This window comes from Halomonas sp. (assembly GCF_052095695.1).
GTDB lineage: Bacteria > Pseudomonadota > Gammaproteobacteria > Pseudomonadales > Halomonadaceae > Vreelandella.
This window is the reverse complement of record NZ_JBQDLQ010000029.1, coordinates 1-18,245: the sequence shown is the minus strand read 5'-3', so window position 1 is coordinate 18,245 and position 18,245 is coordinate 1. Positions and strand designations below refer to the sequence as shown.

Annotated in this window: 18 protein-coding genes; 6 read left to right on the top strand and 12 right to left on the bottom strand. The window is 55.6% G+C overall.

Features of this window, described 5'->3' with window-relative positions:
• Positions 1-215: 215 nt before the first annotated feature.
• From argE to ACTH5D_RS07895, 4 genes are read right to left on the bottom strand one after another with little or no spacing between them, the layout of a single operon-like run.
• Positions 216-1,397, bottom strand: coding sequence for an acetylornithine deacetylase (gene argE, locus ACTH5D_RS07910; protein WP_441669957.1), 1,182 nt, complete (start codon positions 1,395-1,397; stop codon positions 216-218).
• A gap of 35 nt (positions 1,398-1,432) precedes the next feature.
• The gene (locus tag ACTH5D_RS07905; protein WP_441669955.1) at positions 1,433-2,905 is read right to left on the bottom strand and encodes a tripartite tricarboxylate transporter permease; all 1,473 of its coding nucleotides are present in this window, start codon (positions 2,903-2,905) and stop codon (positions 1,433-1,435) included.
• Between the two features lie 25 nt (positions 2,906-2,930).
• Positions 2,931-3,434 carry a tripartite tricarboxylate transporter TctB family protein gene (locus tag ACTH5D_RS07900; protein ID WP_441669953.1) on the bottom strand — a complete coding sequence of 168 codons (504 nt, stop codon included), beginning with the start codon at positions 3,432-3,434 and terminating at the stop codon, positions 2,931-2,933.
• A gap of 56 nt (positions 3,435-3,490) precedes the next feature.
• Entirely contained in the window at positions 3,491-4,456 is a 966-nt protein-coding gene (locus tag ACTH5D_RS07895) for a Bug family tripartite tricarboxylate transporter substrate binding protein (RefSeq protein ID WP_441669951.1), read from the bottom strand.
• Positions 4,457-4,671: 215 nt separating this feature from the next.
• On the opposite strand from ACTH5D_RS07895, the gene ACTH5D_RS07890 reads away from it, so the two are divergent.
• On the top strand, positions 4,672-5,604 hold the full coding sequence (locus ACTH5D_RS07890; RefSeq protein WP_441669949.1) for a LysR family transcriptional regulator: 933 nt from the start codon (positions 4,672-4,674) through the stop codon (positions 5,602-5,604).
• Between the two features lie 174 nt (positions 5,605-5,778).
• On the opposite strand, the gene trmB is transcribed toward ACTH5D_RS07890, so the two are convergent.
• From trmB to thiS, 3 genes are read right to left on the bottom strand one after another with little or no spacing between them, the layout of a single operon-like run.
• Entirely contained in the window at positions 5,779-6,558 is a 780-nt protein-coding gene (gene trmB / locus ACTH5D_RS07885; protein ID WP_441669947.1) for a tRNA (guanosine(46)-N7)-methyltransferase TrmB, read from the bottom strand.
• Positions 6,559-6,573: 15 nt separating this feature from the next.
• The gene (locus tag ACTH5D_RS07880) at positions 6,574-7,383 is read right to left on the bottom strand and encodes a thiazole synthase (RefSeq protein WP_096277068.1); all 810 of its coding nucleotides are present in this window, start codon (positions 7,381-7,383) and stop codon (positions 6,574-6,576) included.
• Positions 7,384-7,392: 9 nt separating this feature from the next.
• Positions 7,393-7,599, bottom strand: a complete 207-nt coding sequence (gene thiS, locus ACTH5D_RS07875) for a sulfur carrier protein ThiS (protein ID WP_441670006.1) — start codon at positions 7,597-7,599, stop codon at positions 7,393-7,395.
• 139 nt (positions 7,600-7,738) lie between these two features.
• Here thiS and ACTH5D_RS07870 point away from each other — a divergent pair, with 139 nt between their 5' ends.
• On the top strand, positions 7,739-8,116 hold the full coding sequence (locus tag ACTH5D_RS07870; RefSeq protein WP_441669945.1) for a DUF423 domain-containing protein: 378 nt from the start codon (positions 7,739-7,741) through the stop codon (positions 8,114-8,116).
• A gap of 18 nt (positions 8,117-8,134) precedes the next feature.
• Here ACTH5D_RS07870 and ACTH5D_RS07865 read toward each other — a convergent pair whose 3' ends face one another.
• Both ACTH5D_RS07865 and ACTH5D_RS07860 read right to left on the bottom strand, forming a co-directional pair.
• Positions 8,135-8,755 (bottom strand): nucleotidyltransferase family protein, encoded by a 621-nt coding sequence (locus ACTH5D_RS07865; protein ID WP_441669943.1) that lies wholly within the window; start codon positions 8,753-8,755, stop codon positions 8,135-8,137.
• Positions 8,745-9,725, bottom strand: a complete 981-nt coding sequence (locus tag ACTH5D_RS07860) for an XdhC family protein (RefSeq protein WP_441669941.1) — start codon at positions 9,723-9,725, stop codon at positions 8,745-8,747. Before ACTH5D_RS07860 ends, ACTH5D_RS07865 begins: the two co-directional genes overlap by 11 nt.
• Positions 9,726-9,909: 184 nt before the next feature.
• Here ACTH5D_RS07860 and ACTH5D_RS07855 point away from each other — a divergent pair, with 184 nt between their 5' ends.
• The 3 genes from ACTH5D_RS07855 to paoC are packed head-to-tail and all read left to right on the top strand — an operon-like array spanning position 9,910 to position 13,614.
• Positions 9,910-10,476: a 2Fe-2S iron-sulfur cluster-binding protein gene (locus tag ACTH5D_RS07855; RefSeq protein ID WP_441669939.1), complete on the top strand. Its 567-nt coding sequence runs from the start codon at positions 9,910-9,912 to the stop codon at positions 10,474-10,476.
• Positions 10,473-11,423 carry an FAD binding domain-containing protein gene (locus tag ACTH5D_RS07850; RefSeq protein WP_441669937.1) on the top strand — a complete coding sequence of 317 codons (951 nt, stop codon included), beginning with the start codon at positions 10,473-10,475 and terminating at the stop codon, positions 11,421-11,423. The genes ACTH5D_RS07855 and ACTH5D_RS07850 overlap by 4 nt, the downstream gene beginning before the upstream one ends.
• A 4-nt stretch (positions 11,424-11,427) precedes the next feature.
• Positions 11,428-13,614 (top strand): aldehyde oxidoreductase molybdenum-binding subunit PaoC, encoded by a 2,187-nt coding sequence (gene paoC / locus ACTH5D_RS07845; protein WP_441669935.1) that lies wholly within the window; start codon positions 11,428-11,430, stop codon positions 13,612-13,614.
• Between the two features lie 5 nt (positions 13,615-13,619).
• Here the strand turns inward: paoC and ACTH5D_RS07840 are convergent, their stop codons facing one another.
• Complete coding sequence (locus tag ACTH5D_RS07840; RefSeq protein ID WP_441669933.1) at positions 13,620-14,033, bottom strand: PaaI family thioesterase; 414 nt, start codon at positions 14,031-14,033, stop codon at positions 13,620-13,622.
• Between the two features lie 72 nt (positions 14,034-14,105).
• Positions 14,106-16,292, bottom strand: coding sequence for a malate synthase G (locus ACTH5D_RS07835; protein WP_441669931.1), 2,187 nt, complete (start codon positions 16,290-16,292; stop codon positions 14,106-14,108).
• A gap of 245 nt (positions 16,293-16,537) precedes the next feature.
• Here ACTH5D_RS07835 and ACTH5D_RS07830 point away from each other — a divergent pair, with 245 nt between their 5' ends.
• On the top strand, positions 16,538-17,584 hold the full coding sequence (locus ACTH5D_RS07830; RefSeq protein WP_441669929.1) for an alpha/beta hydrolase: 1,047 nt from the start codon (positions 16,538-16,540) through the stop codon (positions 17,582-17,584).
• Here the strand turns inward: ACTH5D_RS07830 and ACTH5D_RS07825 are convergent.
• On the bottom strand, positions 17,532-18,245 hold a 714-nt coding region (locus tag ACTH5D_RS07825; protein ID WP_441669927.1), incomplete at its 5' end, for a YifB family Mg chelatase-like AAA ATPase. The genes ACTH5D_RS07830 and ACTH5D_RS07825 overlap by 53 nt on opposite strands.

The following is an 18,245-nucleotide window of genomic DNA, read 5'->3' as shown; positions in this document are numbered from 1 at the left end:
GGCTTAAATGAGAATGATTATAGTGTGCTTGTGGCGTTTGATGAGACGTCACGACCAAGACAGATACTGCGCAAAGATCAGCGTGAGTTAGCTGTCATGGTTTCTCCCTCTCATTGCTAGTCACGGTCTTTTGCCACTCCTTTGGAGTGGCTTTCTTTTTTGTGTCTGCTTTAACCAAATAATCCATTGCTGGAGCGCACTACTCAGTAGAGTGGCTATCGTCTCATCCAAGCACTTAACGTATCGAAAAATGTAAGGCACTGGTTCAACTGATCAATTTCAATAAATTCATTGGGCTTATGGGCTTGGCGAATAGAGCCAGGCCCTAAAATCACCGAGGGTATGCCGCCTTCAATTTCGAATACGCCTCCTTCTGATCCATACGACACTTTGCCGCCACGCTCGGGAAGAATGGATTCAAGCTTTGTGAACATGTCAGTAGCGGTGGCATCGCCCATCGCGGGATACGCGAATAGCTCTTGCCATTCAATGGCTGCCTCTGCTGATTGACGCTGCATTTCGGGTAGTAGCACAGCTTCTATATCGCTGATGAGCATTTGGATGTCATGGGACGCCGAATCCTGATCAATGCTACGTAATTCAAAGATAAAACTGCAGGTATCAGGCGTCACGTTGGTCGCCACGCCACCTTCTATTATGGTGGTAAGCGTTGTGGCGTGAGGCACGGTGAAGTCGTGATCGAAGGGGCCATTTCGCTCATATCGTCGTGATCGCTCGGCGATCATAGTGATAACACGTGAGGCGTATTCCACGGCGTTAACATGCTGCGGCGAAAACGATGAGTGGCCTCCTTCGCCGCGCACCGTAACCCGCATAGCAATCTTGCCTTTTTGCCCGTTAATCAGCTTCATTTCACTAGGCTCGCCAATAATCGCCAGCGCCGGCGGTACGCTTAGTTGTGCAAGGTAGCGCGCAATAGCGGGGGCTCCCAGACAGCCTACTTCTTCATCGTGAGAGAAGCAGAAGTAAAAGGGACGGTTCAGCTCGGTGTGAGCGAAGGCGGGCGCTGCGGCCATCACGCATGCTGCGAAGCCTTTCATATCACAAGTGCCACGCCCGAATAGCTTGCTGCCGCGTTGTTCCACTTGAAATGGGTCGCTCTGCCAGCTCTTTGGATTTGCAGGCACCACGTCTGTATGGCCCGAAAGAACGATGCCAGGAATATCGGCAGGCCCCAGGCGCGCAACTAAGTTAGCCTTTTCGCCACTTTCATCAGGCAGCACAGTGACGTCTGCGCCTAGCGCAGTGAAGAAACTGTGTAGGTGATCAATCAGCTTGAGATTGGAATAGGCGCTGGTGGTGTCATAAGCAATCAGGTCGGCCAGATGCGCAATAGCGGCGTCTAACTGAGCATGGGGCGTGGCACTGGTTTGCATAGTGTTAAATCCTTGGCAAAAAGAGAGTCATTGGCTCAGGCGCTGGCTTTTTTAAGCTGCTGGCGAATCGTTACGACGATCACAAAGACCGCTAGCGACGCGAATAGCCAAGTGATAGGTGACGACACCAAAATGCTTGGATCCCCGCGTGAAAGGGCCAGGGCACGACGCAGATTTTCTTCGAGCATGGGGCCTAGAATGAAGGCGATTAAGAAGGGCGCTGCGGGAATGGCGAACAGAAACATAAAGAAGCCAAATACGCCCATCGCCAGTAGTACGATCACGTCGTACATGTTATTCGAGATCGAAAAAATGCCGAACACGCATAGGGCGAGAACAATGGGCGCCATCAAACTGGGCGGAATACGTGAGATGTGAGAGAAAAAGCGCATCGTCGCTTTACCAGCACCGAATAGCAAAACAGAAGAGAACAGCATGCCAATAAACAGCATGTACACTTCATGAAGATTGTTCTCGAATAACATAGGGCCTGGTGTCATGCCATGAATCATAAAGGCGCCTAGCATAACGCCCGTAATCACGTCACCTGGAACCCCCAACGCTAGCAGGGGAATCATGGTGGAACCGCAGCAGCCATTATTCGCTGACTCTGACGCGGCAACCCCTTCTAGCTCACCTTTGCCAAAATTGTCACGATTTTTTGAGCTACGCTGTGCTTCACCGTAGGAAGAGAACGCCGCAGCGGAAGGCCCGATACCAGGAATAGCGCCCATAACCACGCCTATCATGCTGCCTTTGAGCATGGCTTTTAAACACCGCCGTAGCTCGACTCGTGTCACCTGGTTATCGCCCAGCTGCATGGGCTTATGGATAGTGGTGTTACGAAAGACAATAATTTTGAGTAGTTCCGGGATCGCAAAGAGGCCGATCAATACCGGCGCAACCGCCAGGCCACTCTGCATATCAACCGTCAGATCAAACCGAAACGAGCCGTACATGTCTTCACCGACGGTCGCTAACAGCAGCCCTAAACACGCTGAAACAAGCCCAAGCACTAACGAACGGCCTGACACGCCAGCAACCGTGGTCAATGCAAATATCATCAGCATGAAATATTCGGGCGGCCCAATACGCAGAGCGAGTAGAGCCAACGGTGCGGCAATGAAAATCAGTGAGAGATTGGAAATTAAATCACCGGTACACGATGAATAAAGCGCCATGTTGAGCGCTTTGCCCGCCTTCCCCTGCTGCGCTAGTGGGTAGCCATCGAGCGTGGTACACGCGGCTGAGGCAGTCCCCGGTGTTTTGATCAATATCGCGGACACCGAGCCGCCATAGGTAGAGCCCTTATATAAGGCAACGAGTAATAAAATACTGGGGATCGGCTGCATATAAAACGTGAAAGGCAGTGCCAGCGTTACTGCCATGGTGCCTGTCATGCCTGGAATCGCGCCAATAATCACGCCGCCCCAAATGCCGGCTGCCATAATCAGAAAGTTCTCAATGGTTGCAACTGCCTGAAAGGCAACTAACAGATCGTTGAGCATAGTGTTAAGTCCTATACGCGGTAGGTTAAATACCGATAGCTTTGAATAGGCTACCGATAGGGAAACGCGTATTGAGTGCGCTGGAGAAAAACAGATATAGAGCCAATGGCAGTACAACGGCAACGAGGAGGGAGACGATTTTTTGGCGCCAGTAGCCCGTCAGTATCAGCATGGCGGCTAGCAGCAGAATGCTTGAGAGTAAGAAGCCGAGCAGTTTTACTGAGCCAATAAAGATAACAAAAGCTAACACCGTCCAGCCGAAGCGAATAAGCAGTGTGGTCACTGACGTGTTGCCGCGTATGGCGCTGGCATCTTCAGGATCGGCAATTGCCTCGGCTTTAGGCAAGAACGAAAGCCCCGCGAGCAATAGACCAAGTGCAATACCGATCATTGACACCGTGCGTGGCCACATATCAGGCGGTGGAGCAAACCCTGGAATAAACCGTGGGCGGGGCACATAGGCAGGGATCAGTAAAAACAGTACGACCCCGAACAGCGCTGTGATTATTAAACCGCGTGTCATACCCATGACCCCTCCAAAGCTAAAATAGTGTATGCGGTGAAGCCCGAGTGCTTAGCTCTGCTTCACTCCAAGTAGCCGAACTGCTCTGCTAAGGAGCGATAAAACTCATATTGCTCTTTTGCATAGGTCTCCATATCGATACTACCGATAGTAGAGATGGAGCCACGGTCTTCGGTACGGCTGAGCCATAGCTCGTCCTCGGCCACTTGTTTCACCACGTTGGCCCAGGTCGTAACGACTTCTTCGGGTAGGTCTGGCGGGCCATACAAGGCGCTCCAGCCAATGACTTGGCCGGCTAGCTCGTAGCCCAGTTCTTCTGCGGTAGGAACATCCGGTAGGGTTGCCATGCGCTCTGGCGAAAAGACCATTAGCGGGCGCATATCGCCACTTTCAATATGTGGCATCAGCGACGCGGCGGCGATAGCGAGGAAGTCGACATGCCCCCCAAGCAGAGCGGTAGCAAGCTCACCGCCCCCGCGATACGGAATCAGTGTTGCCGCCGTCAGTGGGTCCATCTCGGCATCAGCAAGCAGTGCTTGAACGGTAAAACCATCAATTGCAGTGGCACCTGAGGCTGCGTAGCTCATAGCGCCCGGATCGTTTTCGATGCCTTCCAATAGGGCTTCCACGCTTTCATAGGGCGAGTCATCCGCCACTGCGAGAATCATGGGCGTCGCTTCAAGAGGGCTGATAAACGTGTACTCATCCCAATCAACGCTGCTGTTATCGTTAACGGCTGGAGACAGCGCCATACCGACACGGGCCAGTAGCAGGGTATAACCATCTGGATTTGCACGTGTAACGTCGCGAGCACCTGTCATCCCGCCGGCGCCGGCTTGGTTGACCACGGTGATAGGCTCACCCAAATATTCACGTGCAGACTCTGTAAAGGCACGCCCTGCAAGATCAGATGCGCCGCCTGGGCCATAAGGCACGACAAGCGTGACGGGCCCAGAGGGATAGCTTTGGGCATATGCCGTGGATGCAGCGAGAAGAGTGGCTGCCGTTAAGCTTAAGGTGAGTTTCATGCTTTTCTCCGCAACGGTTATTGCATGGTTTTGTTACTAACATTTATTAGATCCAGCGTTTTTAAAATAGACAGGTATGAAAATGTTTGCAACAATTCAATGTAGTATTCAATTTTGTTCTAGTGGTGGCAAAAAGTTGCAAGCTTGCTATTGATATAAGGCCTTATTTATCTGCTAAGGACGTAGTTAATAGTTGCTAAAGAGAGTTTAAAGTAATGAAAATAAAAGAAATTGAAGCCTTTGATGCGTTTATGAAACATGGCACCACGAAGGCCTCTGCAGAAACGTTAGGGATTAGCCAGTCGATGGTCAGCCGTTTGCTCATGGGTTTAGAAGATGAGCTAGGCTTTGCATTATTCAAGCGTACTCGTAACCAGCTTTTACCCACCACAGAAGCCTTTTTATATCATGCGTCTGTGTTGCGGCTTATGGCGAGTATTCGTGATACTCAAAAAGATGCCGATGCCATTTCTAATAACCAGCTAGGTAGTGTGGTGGTGGCCGCTCAGCCCATCTTTTGCGACACCTTCTTATTGGATGTAATTAAGCGCTTTAAACAGCATCATCCCAATGTAGGGGTGCGCGTGATCGATGCCGGGTTACAAGAGTTGCTTAAAATGATCGATAACAACACCTGCGACGTCGCGCTTGGAATAACGCTTGAAGCAAATACTTACGGCGCAACGGTCAGCAGCCTTGCGCGCTGTTCGGCGCGCTGCATCATGCATCGTTCGCACCCCCTTGCTAAGGAGGATGTGGTCGCGATAAAAAGTCTTCAAAATCAGACGTTCGTAGAGCTTATGTCGGACAGCCCTTTGCGCGCTAGGGTCGATTACTTAATGCAGAAAATAGATATGAAGAGGCATATTGCCGCTGAAATGCGTCATATGAGAGGCGTTTGCGCGTTAGTTGATCGGGGTCTTGGGGTGGCGCTAATTGACCCTATTGCTGAGCTGTTATTGCAGGGAACCGCCGTGGTCTCTAAGCCAATAGAACCAACGATTGAGTGGGAAATTGCGTTGCTTAAGTCTAAAAATAAACCGTTAAGCAACGTCGCTACTTCTTTTTGCGAGGAAATTTATGCTGAAATAGAAAACTTGCATCAAATGGGTATATTAACCTCGCTGACTATTAATAACGCTAGTTAGATAACGCCACTTTTCTTTATAGGGACTGAATTAAAGCAATAAGTGTAGTACCTGCTTGATTTAGAAATGTTGACTATTTTATCCCTAAATATGGGATGCCACGTTAGCTGGCGACCATTTAGGCCACCAGCCTGTACCGCCTTTATATTCAACGCTCGCTTTTCGCGAAGCAGTTTAATCTTGACGCTGGTAAATCAAATCCCATACCCCATGGCCGAGCTTCTCGCCGCGTGCTTCAAACTTGGTCAGCGGACGAAACGTGGGGCGGGGTACATAGGGAGCCGTTTCCTGGGTGGCCGTGTTGGCATAGCCGGGGGCTACTTCCATCACTTCGGCCATCCATTCGGCGTAGGCTTCCCAGTCGGTTGCTAAGTGGAAGGTACCGCCAGGCATCAGGCGCGTACGAATTAGCTCGACGAATGCCGGTTGCACGATGCGTCGCTTATGGTGTTTTTTCTTCGGCCACGGATCGGGGAAGAATAGCTGCAGCGTGGTCAGCGAGCCTTCGGGAAGGCACTGCTCAAGCACTGCTAGGGCGTCCTCCCGATAAGCGCGAAGGTTGGTAAGCCCACGTTTATCAACTTCATCAAGCAGTTTGCCAACGCCGGGGGCATGGACTTCAATGCCAATAAAATCCGTCTCTGGGTGAGTCTGGGCCTGTTCGATAAGCGAGTTACCCATGCCAAAGCCGATTTCCACTACGCGTGGTGCTTGGCGTCCAAAGAGTGCGTCTAGATCTTGACGGCCTTGCCCGATGGTCAAGCCAAAGCGCGGCCATACATCGTCTAACCCGCGGTTCTGTGCCGGAGTCATTCGGCCCGCGCGAATCACATAGCTTTTAATGCCGCGGCGGTGCAACGGAGCATCTTGGCTTTCTGGGCCGGTGTTGTTCTCAGGAGAGCTATCTTGAGAATCGCTATTTTCAGGGCTGTTTTCAGAGCTAGATTCAGTCATGGGGTCTCGAATCAATTAACCGTTAATACGGCCTGCGAAAGGTGAGGAAGGGTCGGCGGATTGCCGACGTGGCATGCGGCCGGCTAAAAATGCATCGCGCCCGGCCTCAACGGCCAGCTTCATGGCGTTGGCCATGCGTAGCGGCTCGCGGGCATGAGCAATGGCCGTATTCAGCAACACGCCGTCACAGCCTAGCTCCATGGCCATGGCCGCGTCTGACGCAGTGCCAATACCTGCATCCACCAGCACCGGTACGCTGCTGCGCTCAACAATGAGGCGTACGTTGTGCGGGTTCTGAATACCGTGGCCAGAGCCGATTAGCGAGCCCAGCGGCATGATGGCGCAGCAGCCCATCGCTTCTAATTCGAGAGCCACAATAGGGTCGTCGCTGGTGTACACCATCACATCGAAACCGTCGGCAAGCAGTGTTTCGGCGGCTTTTAGTGTCTCTACCACATTGGGGTAAAGCGTGGTTTCGTCACCGAGCACTTCCAGTTTGACCAGGTTATGGCCATCAAGCAGCTCGCGGGCTAAACGGCAGGTGCGCACCGCGTCTTTAGCGGTATAGCAGCCGGCGGTGTTAGGTAGCAGGGTGTAGCGCTGGGGCGAGATAACGTCCAACAGATTGGGCGCACCGGCATCCTGGCCTAAGTTAGTACGGCGGACGGCAAACGTGACAATTTCAGCGCCGCTCTGGGCAATGGCGGCGCCAGTTTCTGTAAAATCTTTGTATTTACCGGTGCCAACTAACAGGCGCGAATGAAAATCGCGCCCGGCAATGGTTAGCGGGGCATCAGTTAGCGGTACAGAGGTAGGTTGCGTCATAGTATTTCCTTAGCCGCCGCCAATGGCATGCACGACTTCCACGTGGTCGCCATCGGCCAGGCAGGTAGTGGCGTGCTGGCTGCGGGGGACAATCTCTTCGTTAATTTCAACGGCGATACGACGACCGCTAAGGCCTAGCTGTTCAATTAGGTCGGCGGCGGTAAGGCCGGCCGCCAGCGTATGTGGCTCACCGTTTAGCTCAATTTGTATGGGCATAGCTTGTGTAGACATGAATAGGAGTGTCTCATTCGTCGTGGCAATGCGTTGCCTATTGTAGCGGTTTCGAGCCGTTCAAGGTACGCCATGAGTGCAATCAGCGCGTAGGGCGCAATCAAACCGGAGGCAATAGAGCAACGTGCAACGAACAGATAAAGTGTGGTGGTGTGTCGCGGCGCTCTGGGGCGTATTAATGGTGATGCTGGGTGCCTATGCGGCGCATGGCATGCAGGCACGGACGAGCGAAGCAATGGTCAGCGCTGTTGAAACGGGCGTACGTTATCAAGCATGGCACACGCTTGCCATGATGATAGTGCTGGTATGGAAGCGGGTACAGCCGTTAAGTGGGCAGTGCTGGGTGTTAGCCTGCTGGGCACTGGGTGTTGTTGGCTTTTCGGGGTCACTCTACTTAATGGCGCTGGCGGGGCTTAGCGTCGGCATCGTCACGCCGATGGGTGGCATGTTGCTGATGTTAGGCTGGGTAATGCTGGCAATGACGGTCGTGAAAGCCTCGTAAGCCGCCCATAGTGCTTTTTTATGGGGCTTGTTCTGTGCGCCTGCTATCGACACTCGCGATATCCTCTGGCGCGTCGATATCGATAAGCGTGCCGTCGTCCTGAACGTCATATTCTCGATACTGGGATAAATGGCGACGAATAATCGGCTGGGCGCCGCTAGTGCCTCGTAGCGTTTCAAGCGCTGGCCAGAATTCTCGTCCAAAAATCACCGGATGGCCTGGTCGCCCTTTATAGCAGGGCCGCAGGATGGTGTCGCGGGTGGCTGATCGCTGAAGCGTTAGCAGCGTCTTGCGTTCAATACAGGGCATGTCGCCCAATAAAATCGCGACCGCCTCAACGTGATCCAGACGCGGGTCATGACTCAGCGCTGTCATCGCTTCGGCGAGGCTTGATCCCAACCCCAAGTGCGCTGTTTGGAGCTGAATCAGCGCCGTGGTGTCGGCCAGGCCGAGTAAGCTTGGCGCGTCGTCTGCCCGAATTGCCACGCGTAGCAGCGCAAAGGCATGCTCAGCATGGGCGACGGACGTTGCTAGCAGCGACTGTCCGCTGGCTAGCATTGCGCTGCGCTTGTCATGCTGGCCAAAGCGCCGGGAGTAGCCGGCGGCCATCACTAATGCGACAACATGGCTAGAGCTCATTAATGGTGCGCCCGTGCTGCACTCGCACAATGTCTGCCATGACGGCGAGAGCGATTTCCGCCGGGGTCTTGCTGCCTAGCGCTAAGCCAATCGGCATATGCAGACGGTCGACCTCTTTTTCGCTTAGCCCGCCGGAGCGAAGCAGCCGCTCGGCGCGGGCAGCCGATGTACGTCTTGAGCCCATTACGCCAATATAAAAAGCCGGCGTGCGCAGCGCTTCTATCATGGCCAAATCATCAATGCGCGGGTCGTGGGTGAGTGCTACAACCGCGGTGGCGCTATGGCAAGCACCGGTAGCAATATACACGGAAGGCAGTAACGCTTTAACCGCTACGCCGGGTACTGAAAAGTCCTCGCAGGCTGCCTCATCGGGGGCACAGACAATGACTTCAAACCCCAGGGTGACAGCAAAGGCGGCGCACGGGGCTGAAATTGGTGAAATGCCGGCGATAATGAGCCTTCTGGCGGGGGCGAGGCGCATCTGAACAATGCCTGTTTCAGCATCGTGTATCACCCGCGGGCCTAGGCCTGGCTCATCGGTAAAGTAACGCTCCCCGCTGGATAAATGCACGTTACGCAGCACGCGGCGGTGGCCTTGAAGGGCGGCCAGCAAGGTCGTTAGGTGTTCAAGCGTCTTTGGCTCGGCGGGTAGACGTTCGATCAACACATCTAGAATGCCCCCGCAGGGCAGCGTGAGGTGAGCGCCTTGCGCGTCGTTAGGGTCGCCATAGCGCATGACGGTAATCGGTTGATCAAACTCACCCGCGCCCAGGCGCTGTACAAAGTCCTCTTCTACGCAGCCCCCTGATAGTGAGCCGATAAACTTACCCGTTTGGCTGACCACCATCCATGACCCGGGGGCGCGTGGCGATGAGCCAAACGTTGCCAGTACGGTGCACAGCCAAAGCGTTTCACTTTTCTGTGCCCACGCGATGGCTTGCTCAATCACCTGCCGAGCTAAATGCTGCATTTCAAACGCATCCCCTTGTTAGTAAACGGCTTCCATTGCCCATGTGGGCGTGGGCAGTTATCTCACGACGCCTTTTTTTAAACAATTTAGGCTCAGGAGACGGGTTGCTTACAACAATTATGGCTATGCTAAAGCAGTTATGTCATTCATTAAACGACCGCAGCGAGCAAGGAAGGCATCATTTATGAACCCACCTAATCGCGTTCAAAGGCGTGGCGACACCTTACGCAGTGGCGCTGAGAGCTCAAGCATCTCTTTCGTGGTCAATGGAGCAAGACACGACGTTGAACTGGATAACCGCACAACATTACTGGACGCATTACGTGAGCGTTTAAAACTTACGGGCACAAAAAAGGGCTGCGATCATGGGCAGTGCGGCGCTTGCACGGTATTGGTTAATGGCGAGCGGATTAACGCCTGCCTGACGCTGGCCGTTATGCACGACGGCGATGATATTTTGACCATCGAGGGACGGGCAGTAGCCGACCAGCTCGACCCCATGCAGCAAGCGTTTATCGATCATGATGCGTTTCAGTGCGGCTACTGCACCCCGGGGCAAATCTGTTCGGCCAGCGCAGTGCTGGAAGAAATGCGGGCAGGCTTTCCAAGCCATGTAACCGACGATTTAACCGCACCGATCGACATCACTGATGCCGAAATTCGCGAGCGCATGTCGGGTAATCTGTGCCGCTGCGGTGCTTACGCCAATATTTTAAAAGCGATTAATCAGGCAGCTAAGGAGCGCGCATGAGAGCCTTCTCTTATGAACGAGTGAGCGCCCCGGCCCAAGCGGCCGCGCGGGCTGCCGAGGTGCCCGGCGCTAAATTCATCGCCGGAGGCACCAATCTACTTGATTTGATGAAGCACGAGATTGAAATTCCGCAGCATTTGATCGATGTGACGGGAACCGGACTCAGTGATATTACGCCCACCAGCGGCGGCGGTTTGCGCGTGGGGGCAATGGTTCGCAATAGCGGGCTTGCGGCCGACCCACGCATTCGTCGGGATTATGGCGTCTTAAGCCGGGCGCTGGTGTCGGGCGCCTCGGGCCAGCTGCGTAATAAAGCCACTACGGGCGGCAACCTTTTACAGCGCACCCGCTGCCCCTACTTTTATGACACGGCCATGCCCTGCAATAAGCGTGCGCCTGGCGCGGGCTGTGCGGCACTGGGTGATGGTGCAACGTCGCGCCAACTGGGAATTATCGGCACGTCTGATCGGTGTATCGCCACCCACCCTTCGGATATGGCCGTTGCGCTCAGGGTATTGGACGCTGACGTAGAAACCGTTATGCCCAGCGGTGAAACCCGGCGCCTCACACTCGATGAGTTTTACCGGCTGCCCGGCGACACCCCCGAGGTGGAAAATGCGCTGGAACCGGGCGAAATGATTACCGCCGTTGTTTTGCCAGCGCCTGTCGAAGGGCGTCACGCCTATTATAAAGTGCGCGACCGCGCCTCTTACGCTTTTGCGCTGGTATCCGTTGCTTTGATTAAGACCCCTGATGGCAGCGGCCGTGTGGCGCTGGGTGGCGTTGCCCCCAAACCGTGGCGGCGCGAGGAAGCTGATGTGGCGTTGCCGAAGGGAGCAGCTGCGCTAATGGAGCGCTTGCTCAACGGCGCCCGCCCCACGCAAGAGAGCGCCTTCAAGCTTACCCTGGCAGAGCGAACGCTTGCCTCGCTGCTGGCTCAGGAGTGACCCCATGGATTTCAATCAACCCACCGAAGACAACCTGTTTGATCACTCCCGTCTTATCGGCAAGCCCCATGCGCGGATTGACGGCCTCCTAAAAGTTACGGGCCGTGCACCTTACGCCTACGAGCGTCATGACGTGGTGGCGAATCAAAAGGTCGGCTACCCATTGTGCGCCACCATTGCCAATGGGCGAATTACCCACATGGATGCGTCGGCTGCGCGTGGCGCGCCGGGCGTCGTCAGCGTGGTGACAACGCTTGAGGTTGATCCGTTGGGCCGGGCAAAGAGTAACGACGCACGGCTGTTTGGGGGCGACGTTATCGAGCATTACCATCAGGCGATTGCGGTGGTGGTGGCCGACACCCTTGAGCAGGCGCGCAGCGCAGCGGCGCTAATCGACGTGAGTTACGAGGAAGCGCCGGGGGTCTTCGACCTTGAGGCCGCCTGGGAGCGCCTGCAGGGCACCGGCGAGCCGCTAGCCGATGTGGGCGACGTGGACGCCGCGTTTGCAGCTGCGTCCGTCACGGTGGATGAGGTTTATCGCACCGCTTCCCAAAGCCACGCCATGATGGAGCCACATGCCTCAATCGTCGACTGGTCAGATGGCCAGCAGATGACGGTATGGACCTCGAATCAAATGATTGCCTGGACGCATAAGGCGCTGGCGACCACGTTTAATATCGAGCCAGACACTATCCGTTTAGAAAGCCCCTACGTTGGCGGTGGCTTTGGCGGCAAGCTTTGGCTGCGTGCCGATGCGGTGCTGGCAGCGCTTGGCTCACGCGCCTCTGGGTATCCGGTCAAGCTGGCCTTGCCGCGCCCCATGGTGTTCAACAATACCACCCATCGTTCCGGCACTATTCAGCGCCTGCGCATTGCCGCCAATGCCCAGGGCAAGATTACCGCCTTCGACCATTCGGCGGTATCGCATACGCTGCCCGGCGGCAGCGGCGAGAATCCTGTCAGTCAGACCCGCACGTTTTATGCCGCAGAGAGTCGTCGTGTGTCCCACCAAGCCATCGACATGAATCTTCCTGAGTCAGCGGATATGCGTGCGCCAGGAGAGGCGTCGGGACTTGCTGCGCTAGAAGTTGCCATGGATGAAATGGCGGAAAAGCTGGGCATGGATCCCGTTGAGTTTAGAATTCTCAACGATACGCAGGTGGACCCCGAGGATGCCTCCAAGCCGTTTAGCGAACGCCACTTTGTTGAATGCTTACGCCAAGGCGCCGACGCCTTCGGCTGGGAGGCGCGTAACCGCACGCCAGGGTCAATGCGAGAAGGACAGTGGCTGATTGGCCATGGCATGGCCGGCGCTTATCGCGGGGCGCTTACATTGAACTCCGGCGCACGCGTTCGCCTGCAGGGCGGGCGGTTGATCGTTGAGACGGATATGACCGATATCGGCACCGGCTCTTACACCATTATTGCCCAGACAGCCGCTGAAACAATGGGGCTTGAGCTAGCTGACGTCGAGGTCAGGCTGGGCAACAGTGCTTACCCAGTTTCTTCTGGTTCGGGGGGGCAGTTCGGGGCGGCAAGTTCGACAGCGGGGGTGTATGCCGCTTGTCTGGCGCTCCAAGCGCTGATCGCCAAGCGTTTAAATATCGACGCGGCACGTTTTGAAAATCGCCGCGTGATGGCCGGTGAGATCGATCTCGCACTGGCCGATATTCTCAACGGCGAAGAGCTAGTCGCGGAAGACACGATGTGCTTTGGTGATTTTCAGGACAGCATGCAACTGGGCACCTTTGCCGCGCACTTTGTTGAAGTGGCCGTGCATGCGCATACCGGCGAAACCCGTGTTCGACGTATGCTGGCGGCATGTGATGCGGGGCGCATTCTGAACCCGATAACGGCGCGCAGCCAGGTACTCGGCGGTATGACAATGGGCGTCGGTGCTGCCTTGATGGAGGGGCTCACCGCCGACCTTGAGCGTGGCTTCTTCGTCAATCACGATCTCGCCAGTTATGAGGTGGCGGTGCATGCCGACATTCCTCAACAGGAAGCTATTTTCCTGGATACGGCGGATGCGGCCTCAACGCCTCTCAAGGCAAAGGGCGTGGGTGAACTGGGTATTTGTGGCGTGCCGGCCGCGGTTGCCAACGCGATCTATAATGCGACCGGCGTTCGGCTACGTGAATACCCAATGACGCTTGATCGAATGATCGACCGGCTCCCTGAAGTAAGCTAGCGCCATCAGGGGGCTGGCAGCGCATAGCTGGCGGTGACATGCACGACAGGGCGTATGTCATCGCTGGCTGAGTATATTTGCACCTCCCCAACGCCTAAGCGGCGGCCGAGTTTAATCAATTTGGCATGGGCGATAATGTCGTGATCACCAGAGGCCGCGCGTAGGAAGTGGCAGTTGAAATCGCTGGTCACGGCCATGGGTTCCGGGCCAATCTGCGCCAAAATAGCCACATACAGTGCGACGTCCGCAAAGCCCATCATGGTGGGGCCGGAAACACGCGGGCCGGGGCGCAGGTGCTCGTGGCCAATTTTTAGCCGCATGGTGGCACGCATCTCGTCGACGCTCTCAATCCTACCCATCCGCTGGGGAAAGACGTCATCCAGAAAGCGTTCAATCTGCTCGGCGTTCATCACGGTCATTGTTGTTTTCCTTTTATAAAAAAAGCCCCGAGGCATAAGCCCCGAGGCTGATTACACCATAAAACCAATTTACTAGGTCTTATGAACCTGGGCTTTATGCACCTGACGCCACGCGTGAAGTAGCGGCTCGGTGTAGCCAGAAGGCTGTTCGCGACCTTTGAAGACCAGGTCTGAAGCCGCTTTAAAGGCGGTGGAACCATCAAAGTCAGCGCTCATGGCGGTATAGGTCGGATCGTCTGCGTTCTGCTCGTCGACGACTTTGGCCATACGTTTGAGCGTTTCTTCCACCCGTGCTGCATCCACAATGCCGTGGTGCAGCCAGTTGGCAATGTGCTGGCTGGAAATGCGCAGCGTGGCGCGGTCTTCCATCAGGCCCACGTTGTGAATATCCGGCACTTTCGAGCAGCCCACGCCGTGCTCTACCCAGCGCACGACGTAGCCCAGAATGCCCTGGCAGTTATTATCCAGCTCCTGCTGCTTCTCTTCATCCGACCAGTTAGCGTTTTCAGCCACCGGCACCGTGAGCAGGTCGTCTAAGTAGTCAGGCTCGCCCAGGGCTTCCAGCTCGCGCTGGACATCGGTGACGTTGACCTGGTGGTAATGCAGCGCGTGCAGCGCAGCCGCGGTCGGTGAAGGTACCCAGGCGGTATTAGCGCCGGCTTTCGGGTGGCCGATCTTCTGCTCGAGCATGTTGTGCATCAGGTCAGGCATGGCCCACATGCCTTTACCAATTTGCGCGCGGCCGCGCAGGCCGCAGGCAAGGCCGACTTGCACGTTGCTCTCCTCATACGCGGTGATCCATTTGGCGCTTTTCATGTCGCCTTTGCGGACCATGGGGCCAGCTTCCATCGCGGTATGCATTTCATCACCGGTACGGTCTAGGAAGCCGGTGTTGATAAATGCCACGCGTGAAGCCGCTTCAGCAATACACGCCTTTAGGTTAACGGTGGTGCGGCGCTCTTCGTCCATAATGCCCATTTTCAGGGTATCGCGGCTCATGCCCAGAATGTCTTCAACGCGACCAAACAACTCGTTAGCGAAGGCCACTTCCGCCGGGCCGTGCATTTTCGGCTTGACGATATAAACAGAGCCGGTGCGTGAATTACGCGGCTGATCGGGGTCTTTGTTTAGGTCGTGCAACGCCAGCAGCGAGGTCACTACCGCATCCAGAATACCTTCCGGAAGCTCGTTGCCATCTTCGTCCAGAATTGCCGGTGTGGTCATCAAGTGACCGACATTGCGCACGAACATCAGCGAACGGCCAGGCAATGTAACGCTGCCGCCATCGGTGGTTTGCCAAGTGCGGTCAGCGTTGAGCTTGCGCGTAAAGGTCTTGCCACCTTTATCGATATTCTCTTCGAGATCGCCCTTCATCAGGCCGAGCCAGTTGCTGTAAACACCAACCTTGTCTTCTGAGTCGACCGCGGCGATGGAGTCTTCGCAGTCCATAATGGCGGTCAGAGCCGCTTCAACCACCACATCTTTCACGCCAGCCGGATCGGTTTTGCCGATTGAATCGGTGGGATCAATCTGGATTTCCAGATGCAGGCCATTATTCGCGAGCAGTATGGATTCAGGCTTGGCGGCGTCACCGGTAAAACCGATCAGTTTGCCCGAGTCTTTCAGGCCGGTGTCACGCCCGCTTTCCAGAGTGACAACCAAGTGTTCGTCACGAATGGCGTATTTGATCGCATCACGGTGCGAGCCAGTGGCGAGCGGCGCCGCGCGGTCCAGCACGCCGCGAGCGTAGGCAATGACCTTGGCACCGCGTTTTGGGTTGAAGCTGGCGCCTTTTTCTGCGCCATCTTCTTCTGAAATAGCGTCAGTGCCGTAAAGCGCATCGTAAAGGCTACCCCAGCGCGCGTTAGCGGCGTTCAGCGCATAGCGCGCATTGTTAACCGGCACAACCAGCTGCGGGCCAGCTTGAACGGCAACTTCGCGGTCAACGTTAGCAGTGGTGGCCGCCACGTTGGCAGGAGAGTCAGCTAAATAGCCAATCTCTTTCAAAAAGCGGCGATACGCCGGCATATTGTTAACACGGCCAGGGTTTTCCCTATGCCAAGCATCCAGTTTTTCCTGCAGCGTGTCGCGCTCTTCCAGCAATTGACGGTTTTTGGGTGTCAAATCGTGAAACAGGGCATCAACACCGGCCCAAAAGGCCTTTTCATCAACGCCCGTTCCCGGTAGCGCCTGTTCATTGATAAAACGATCTAGATCGGTTGCCACCTGTAAATGGTGACGCGTGATACGCTCGCTCATGGGGTTTCTCCTGTAAGAGTGCTTGTGGGTAATGTGTTGGCCGCAAGCAGCGTAAAATGTATTTATGGAAAATAATTCCATATCTGGTCGGGCATGTAAACAGCGTAGACCCTAAAGTGGTAAAATGCTCGACCAAATGATTAGGTGCTAGGTGCTAGGTGCTAGGTGCTAAGTACTAGGCGTTAGGCGCGCAACTCATCAGTTGCGTTAAGGCCAACGGAAAATGGCGCTATGGAGAAACAACCATGCATGATTTCCAACATCTGGAAGGCTTGTTTCGCCATGCTGCGGGTGAGACTGCCCTTAGCCGCCTGTTGCCAGGGGAAATGCTGGCAGATGCGATGCAGGACTACTTCCACCATTACGGCCTGGAGGCGCTGCTACCCGATGTCAGTGAAGTTCACGCAGGCTTTATCGATACGGGCCGCTTTACGCTGTGGTGCCAAGTGTGGAGTCCTCCTCAGCCGATAGGGACCGCGTTTGTGGTTCACGGCTACTTTGATCATATGGGGCTGTATCGTCATTTGCTTAAACGCCTGCTCGCTAAGGGCTGGCGAGTGGTGCTATGGGATCTACCGGGTCACGGGCTTTCTAGCGGGGCGCGCGCGGAAATAGAAGATTTTGAGGATTATCAACACAGCCTGACCTACGTGCAGACGATTTTAAAAACCCAGGGCATGGCGCCTTCACCCTGGCTGGGCGTGGGGCAAAGCACCGGCGCGGCCATTCTGGCGACCGATGCGCTTACCCGCCGTGAGGCAGCCGGCTGGTCAGGCCTGGTGCTGCTGGCGCCGCTGGTGCGGCCTTGGGGCTGGAGCCAAGCGAGCTGGGTACATTTAATCGCAAGCCCATTTTTAAAGGAGCTGCCGCGTAAATACCGCCCCAACTCCACGGATGAGCAGTTTACCGCGTTCCTGCGCGATGGTGACCCGCTGCAGCCTGAGCGCTTAAGCGTGGCATGGGTAAGCGCGATGCGCCGCTGGATGCCTCGCTTGCTGGCGTTAGAGCCGCTGGCGCTGCCCACTCTTATTCTTCAGGGCGAGCAGGACTTAACGGTCGATTGGGAATGGAATTTAGCCATTTTGGCGGAGAAGTTTCCCAACAACGAGATTCATCGCCACCCAGACGCCCGTCACCATCTTGTGAACGAGGCCGATGCCATCCGTGAAGTATTGTTTGAAGCGCTCGATGGTTTTTTAGATCAGCTTAACGATAGCCAGCAGCAAGCCGTGCCCGCGGCTACGCCCCTCTTAACATTCGATCCAGTTGCCGGTAGCCAACCGCCTCAATAAGGTGCGGCTGAGTGGGCTTTTCGACCCCTTGAAGGTCGGCAAGCGTTAGCGCGACGCGCAGCACGCGGTGGTAGGCGCGAGCGGAAAGCTTGAGTTTTTCGAGCACCCCCGCCAGCCAGGCGCGCTCTTCATCATTGAGCGCGCAGGCGGCTTCCAGCGCTTTACCGCTCAGCTGGCTGTTTAGCGCGCCGCGTTGCATTTGGCGTTCACGCGCCGCCATTACACGTTCGCGTACCGCTGCAGAGGGTTCTCCCTGGGCCTGGGCGGTGAGCTGCTCCGGTGGCAGTGCCGGCACTTCAACCTGAAGGTCAATACGGTCTAGCAACGGCCCGGAAAGCCGCGCTTGATAGCGCTGAATTTGGCTGGCCGTGCATTGGCAACGATTTCTTGGATCGCCTAAATGCCCACAGGGGCAGGGGTTCATGGCGGCTACCAGTTGAAAGCGCGCGGGGTAGCGGCGCTCATGGCTTGCGCGGGCTAAATGAATACTTCCCGTTTCTAGCGGCTGGCGCAAAACCTCTAATACGTTGCGCGAAAACTCGGGCAGCTCGTCTAAAAACAGCACACCGTGATGGGCGAGGGAGATTTCGCCAGGTTTGGGTTTTGAGCCGCCCCCGACCAGCGCTGCGGCACTGGCACTGTGATGGGGCTGACGGAACGG

Excerpts from the sequence above, each read along its gene's own strand:
- thiS (WP_441670006.1), bottom strand. The coding sequence starts at position 7,599 with ATGCCCATACAAATTGAGCTAAACGGTGAGCCACATACGCTGGCGGCC.
- trmB (WP_441669947.1), bottom strand. The coding sequence starts at position 6,558 with ATGACTGAATCTAGCTCTGAAAACAGCCCTGAAAATAGCGATTCTCAA.
- argE (WP_441669957.1), bottom strand. The coding sequence starts at position 1,397 with ATGCAAACCAGTGCCACGCCCCATGCTCAGTTAGACGCCGCTATTGCG.
- paoC (WP_441669935.1), top strand. The coding sequence starts at position 11,428 with ATGGATTTCAATCAACCCACCGAAGACAACCTGTTTGATCACTCCCGT.
- ACTH5D_RS07900 (WP_441669953.1), bottom strand. The coding sequence starts at position 3,434 with ATGGGTATGACACGCGGTTTAATAATCACAGCGCTGTTCGGGGTCGTA.
- ACTH5D_RS07880 (WP_096277068.1), bottom strand. The coding sequence starts at position 7,383 with ATGACGCAACCTACCTCTGTACCGCTAACTGATGCCCCGCTAACCATT.
- ACTH5D_RS07895 (WP_441669951.1), bottom strand. The coding sequence starts at position 4,456 with ATGAAACTCACCTTAAGCTTAACGGCAGCCACTCTTCTCGCTGCATCC.
- ACTH5D_RS07860 (WP_441669941.1), bottom strand. The coding sequence starts at position 9,725 with ATGCAGCATTTAGCTCGGCAGGTGATTGAGCAAGCCATCGCGTGGGCA.
- ACTH5D_RS07865 (WP_441669943.1), bottom strand. The coding sequence starts at position 8,755 with ATGAGCTCTAGCCATGTTGTCGCATTAGTGATGGCCGCCGGCTACTCC.
- ACTH5D_RS07830 (WP_441669929.1), top strand. The coding sequence starts at position 16,538 with ATGCATGATTTCCAACATCTGGAAGGCTTGTTTCGCCATGCTGCGGGT.
- ACTH5D_RS07855 (WP_441669939.1), top strand. The coding sequence starts at position 9,910 with ATGAACCCACCTAATCGCGTTCAAAGGCGTGGCGACACCTTACGCAGT.
- ACTH5D_RS07890 (WP_441669949.1), top strand. The coding sequence starts at position 4,672 with ATGAAAATAAAAGAAATTGAAGCCTTTGATGCGTTTATGAAACATGGC.
- ACTH5D_RS07850 (WP_441669937.1), top strand. The coding sequence starts at position 10,473 with ATGAGAGCCTTCTCTTATGAACGAGTGAGCGCCCCGGCCCAAGCGGCC.
- ACTH5D_RS07835 (WP_441669931.1), bottom strand. The coding sequence starts at position 16,292 with ATGAGCGAGCGTATCACGCGTCACCATTTACAGGTGGCAACCGATCTA.
- ACTH5D_RS07905 (WP_441669955.1), bottom strand. The coding sequence starts at position 2,905 with ATGCTCAACGATCTGTTAGTTGCCTTTCAGGCAGTTGCAACCATTGAG.
- ACTH5D_RS07840 (WP_441669933.1), bottom strand. The coding sequence starts at position 14,033 with ATGACCGTGATGAACGCCGAGCAGATTGAACGCTTTCTGGATGACGTC.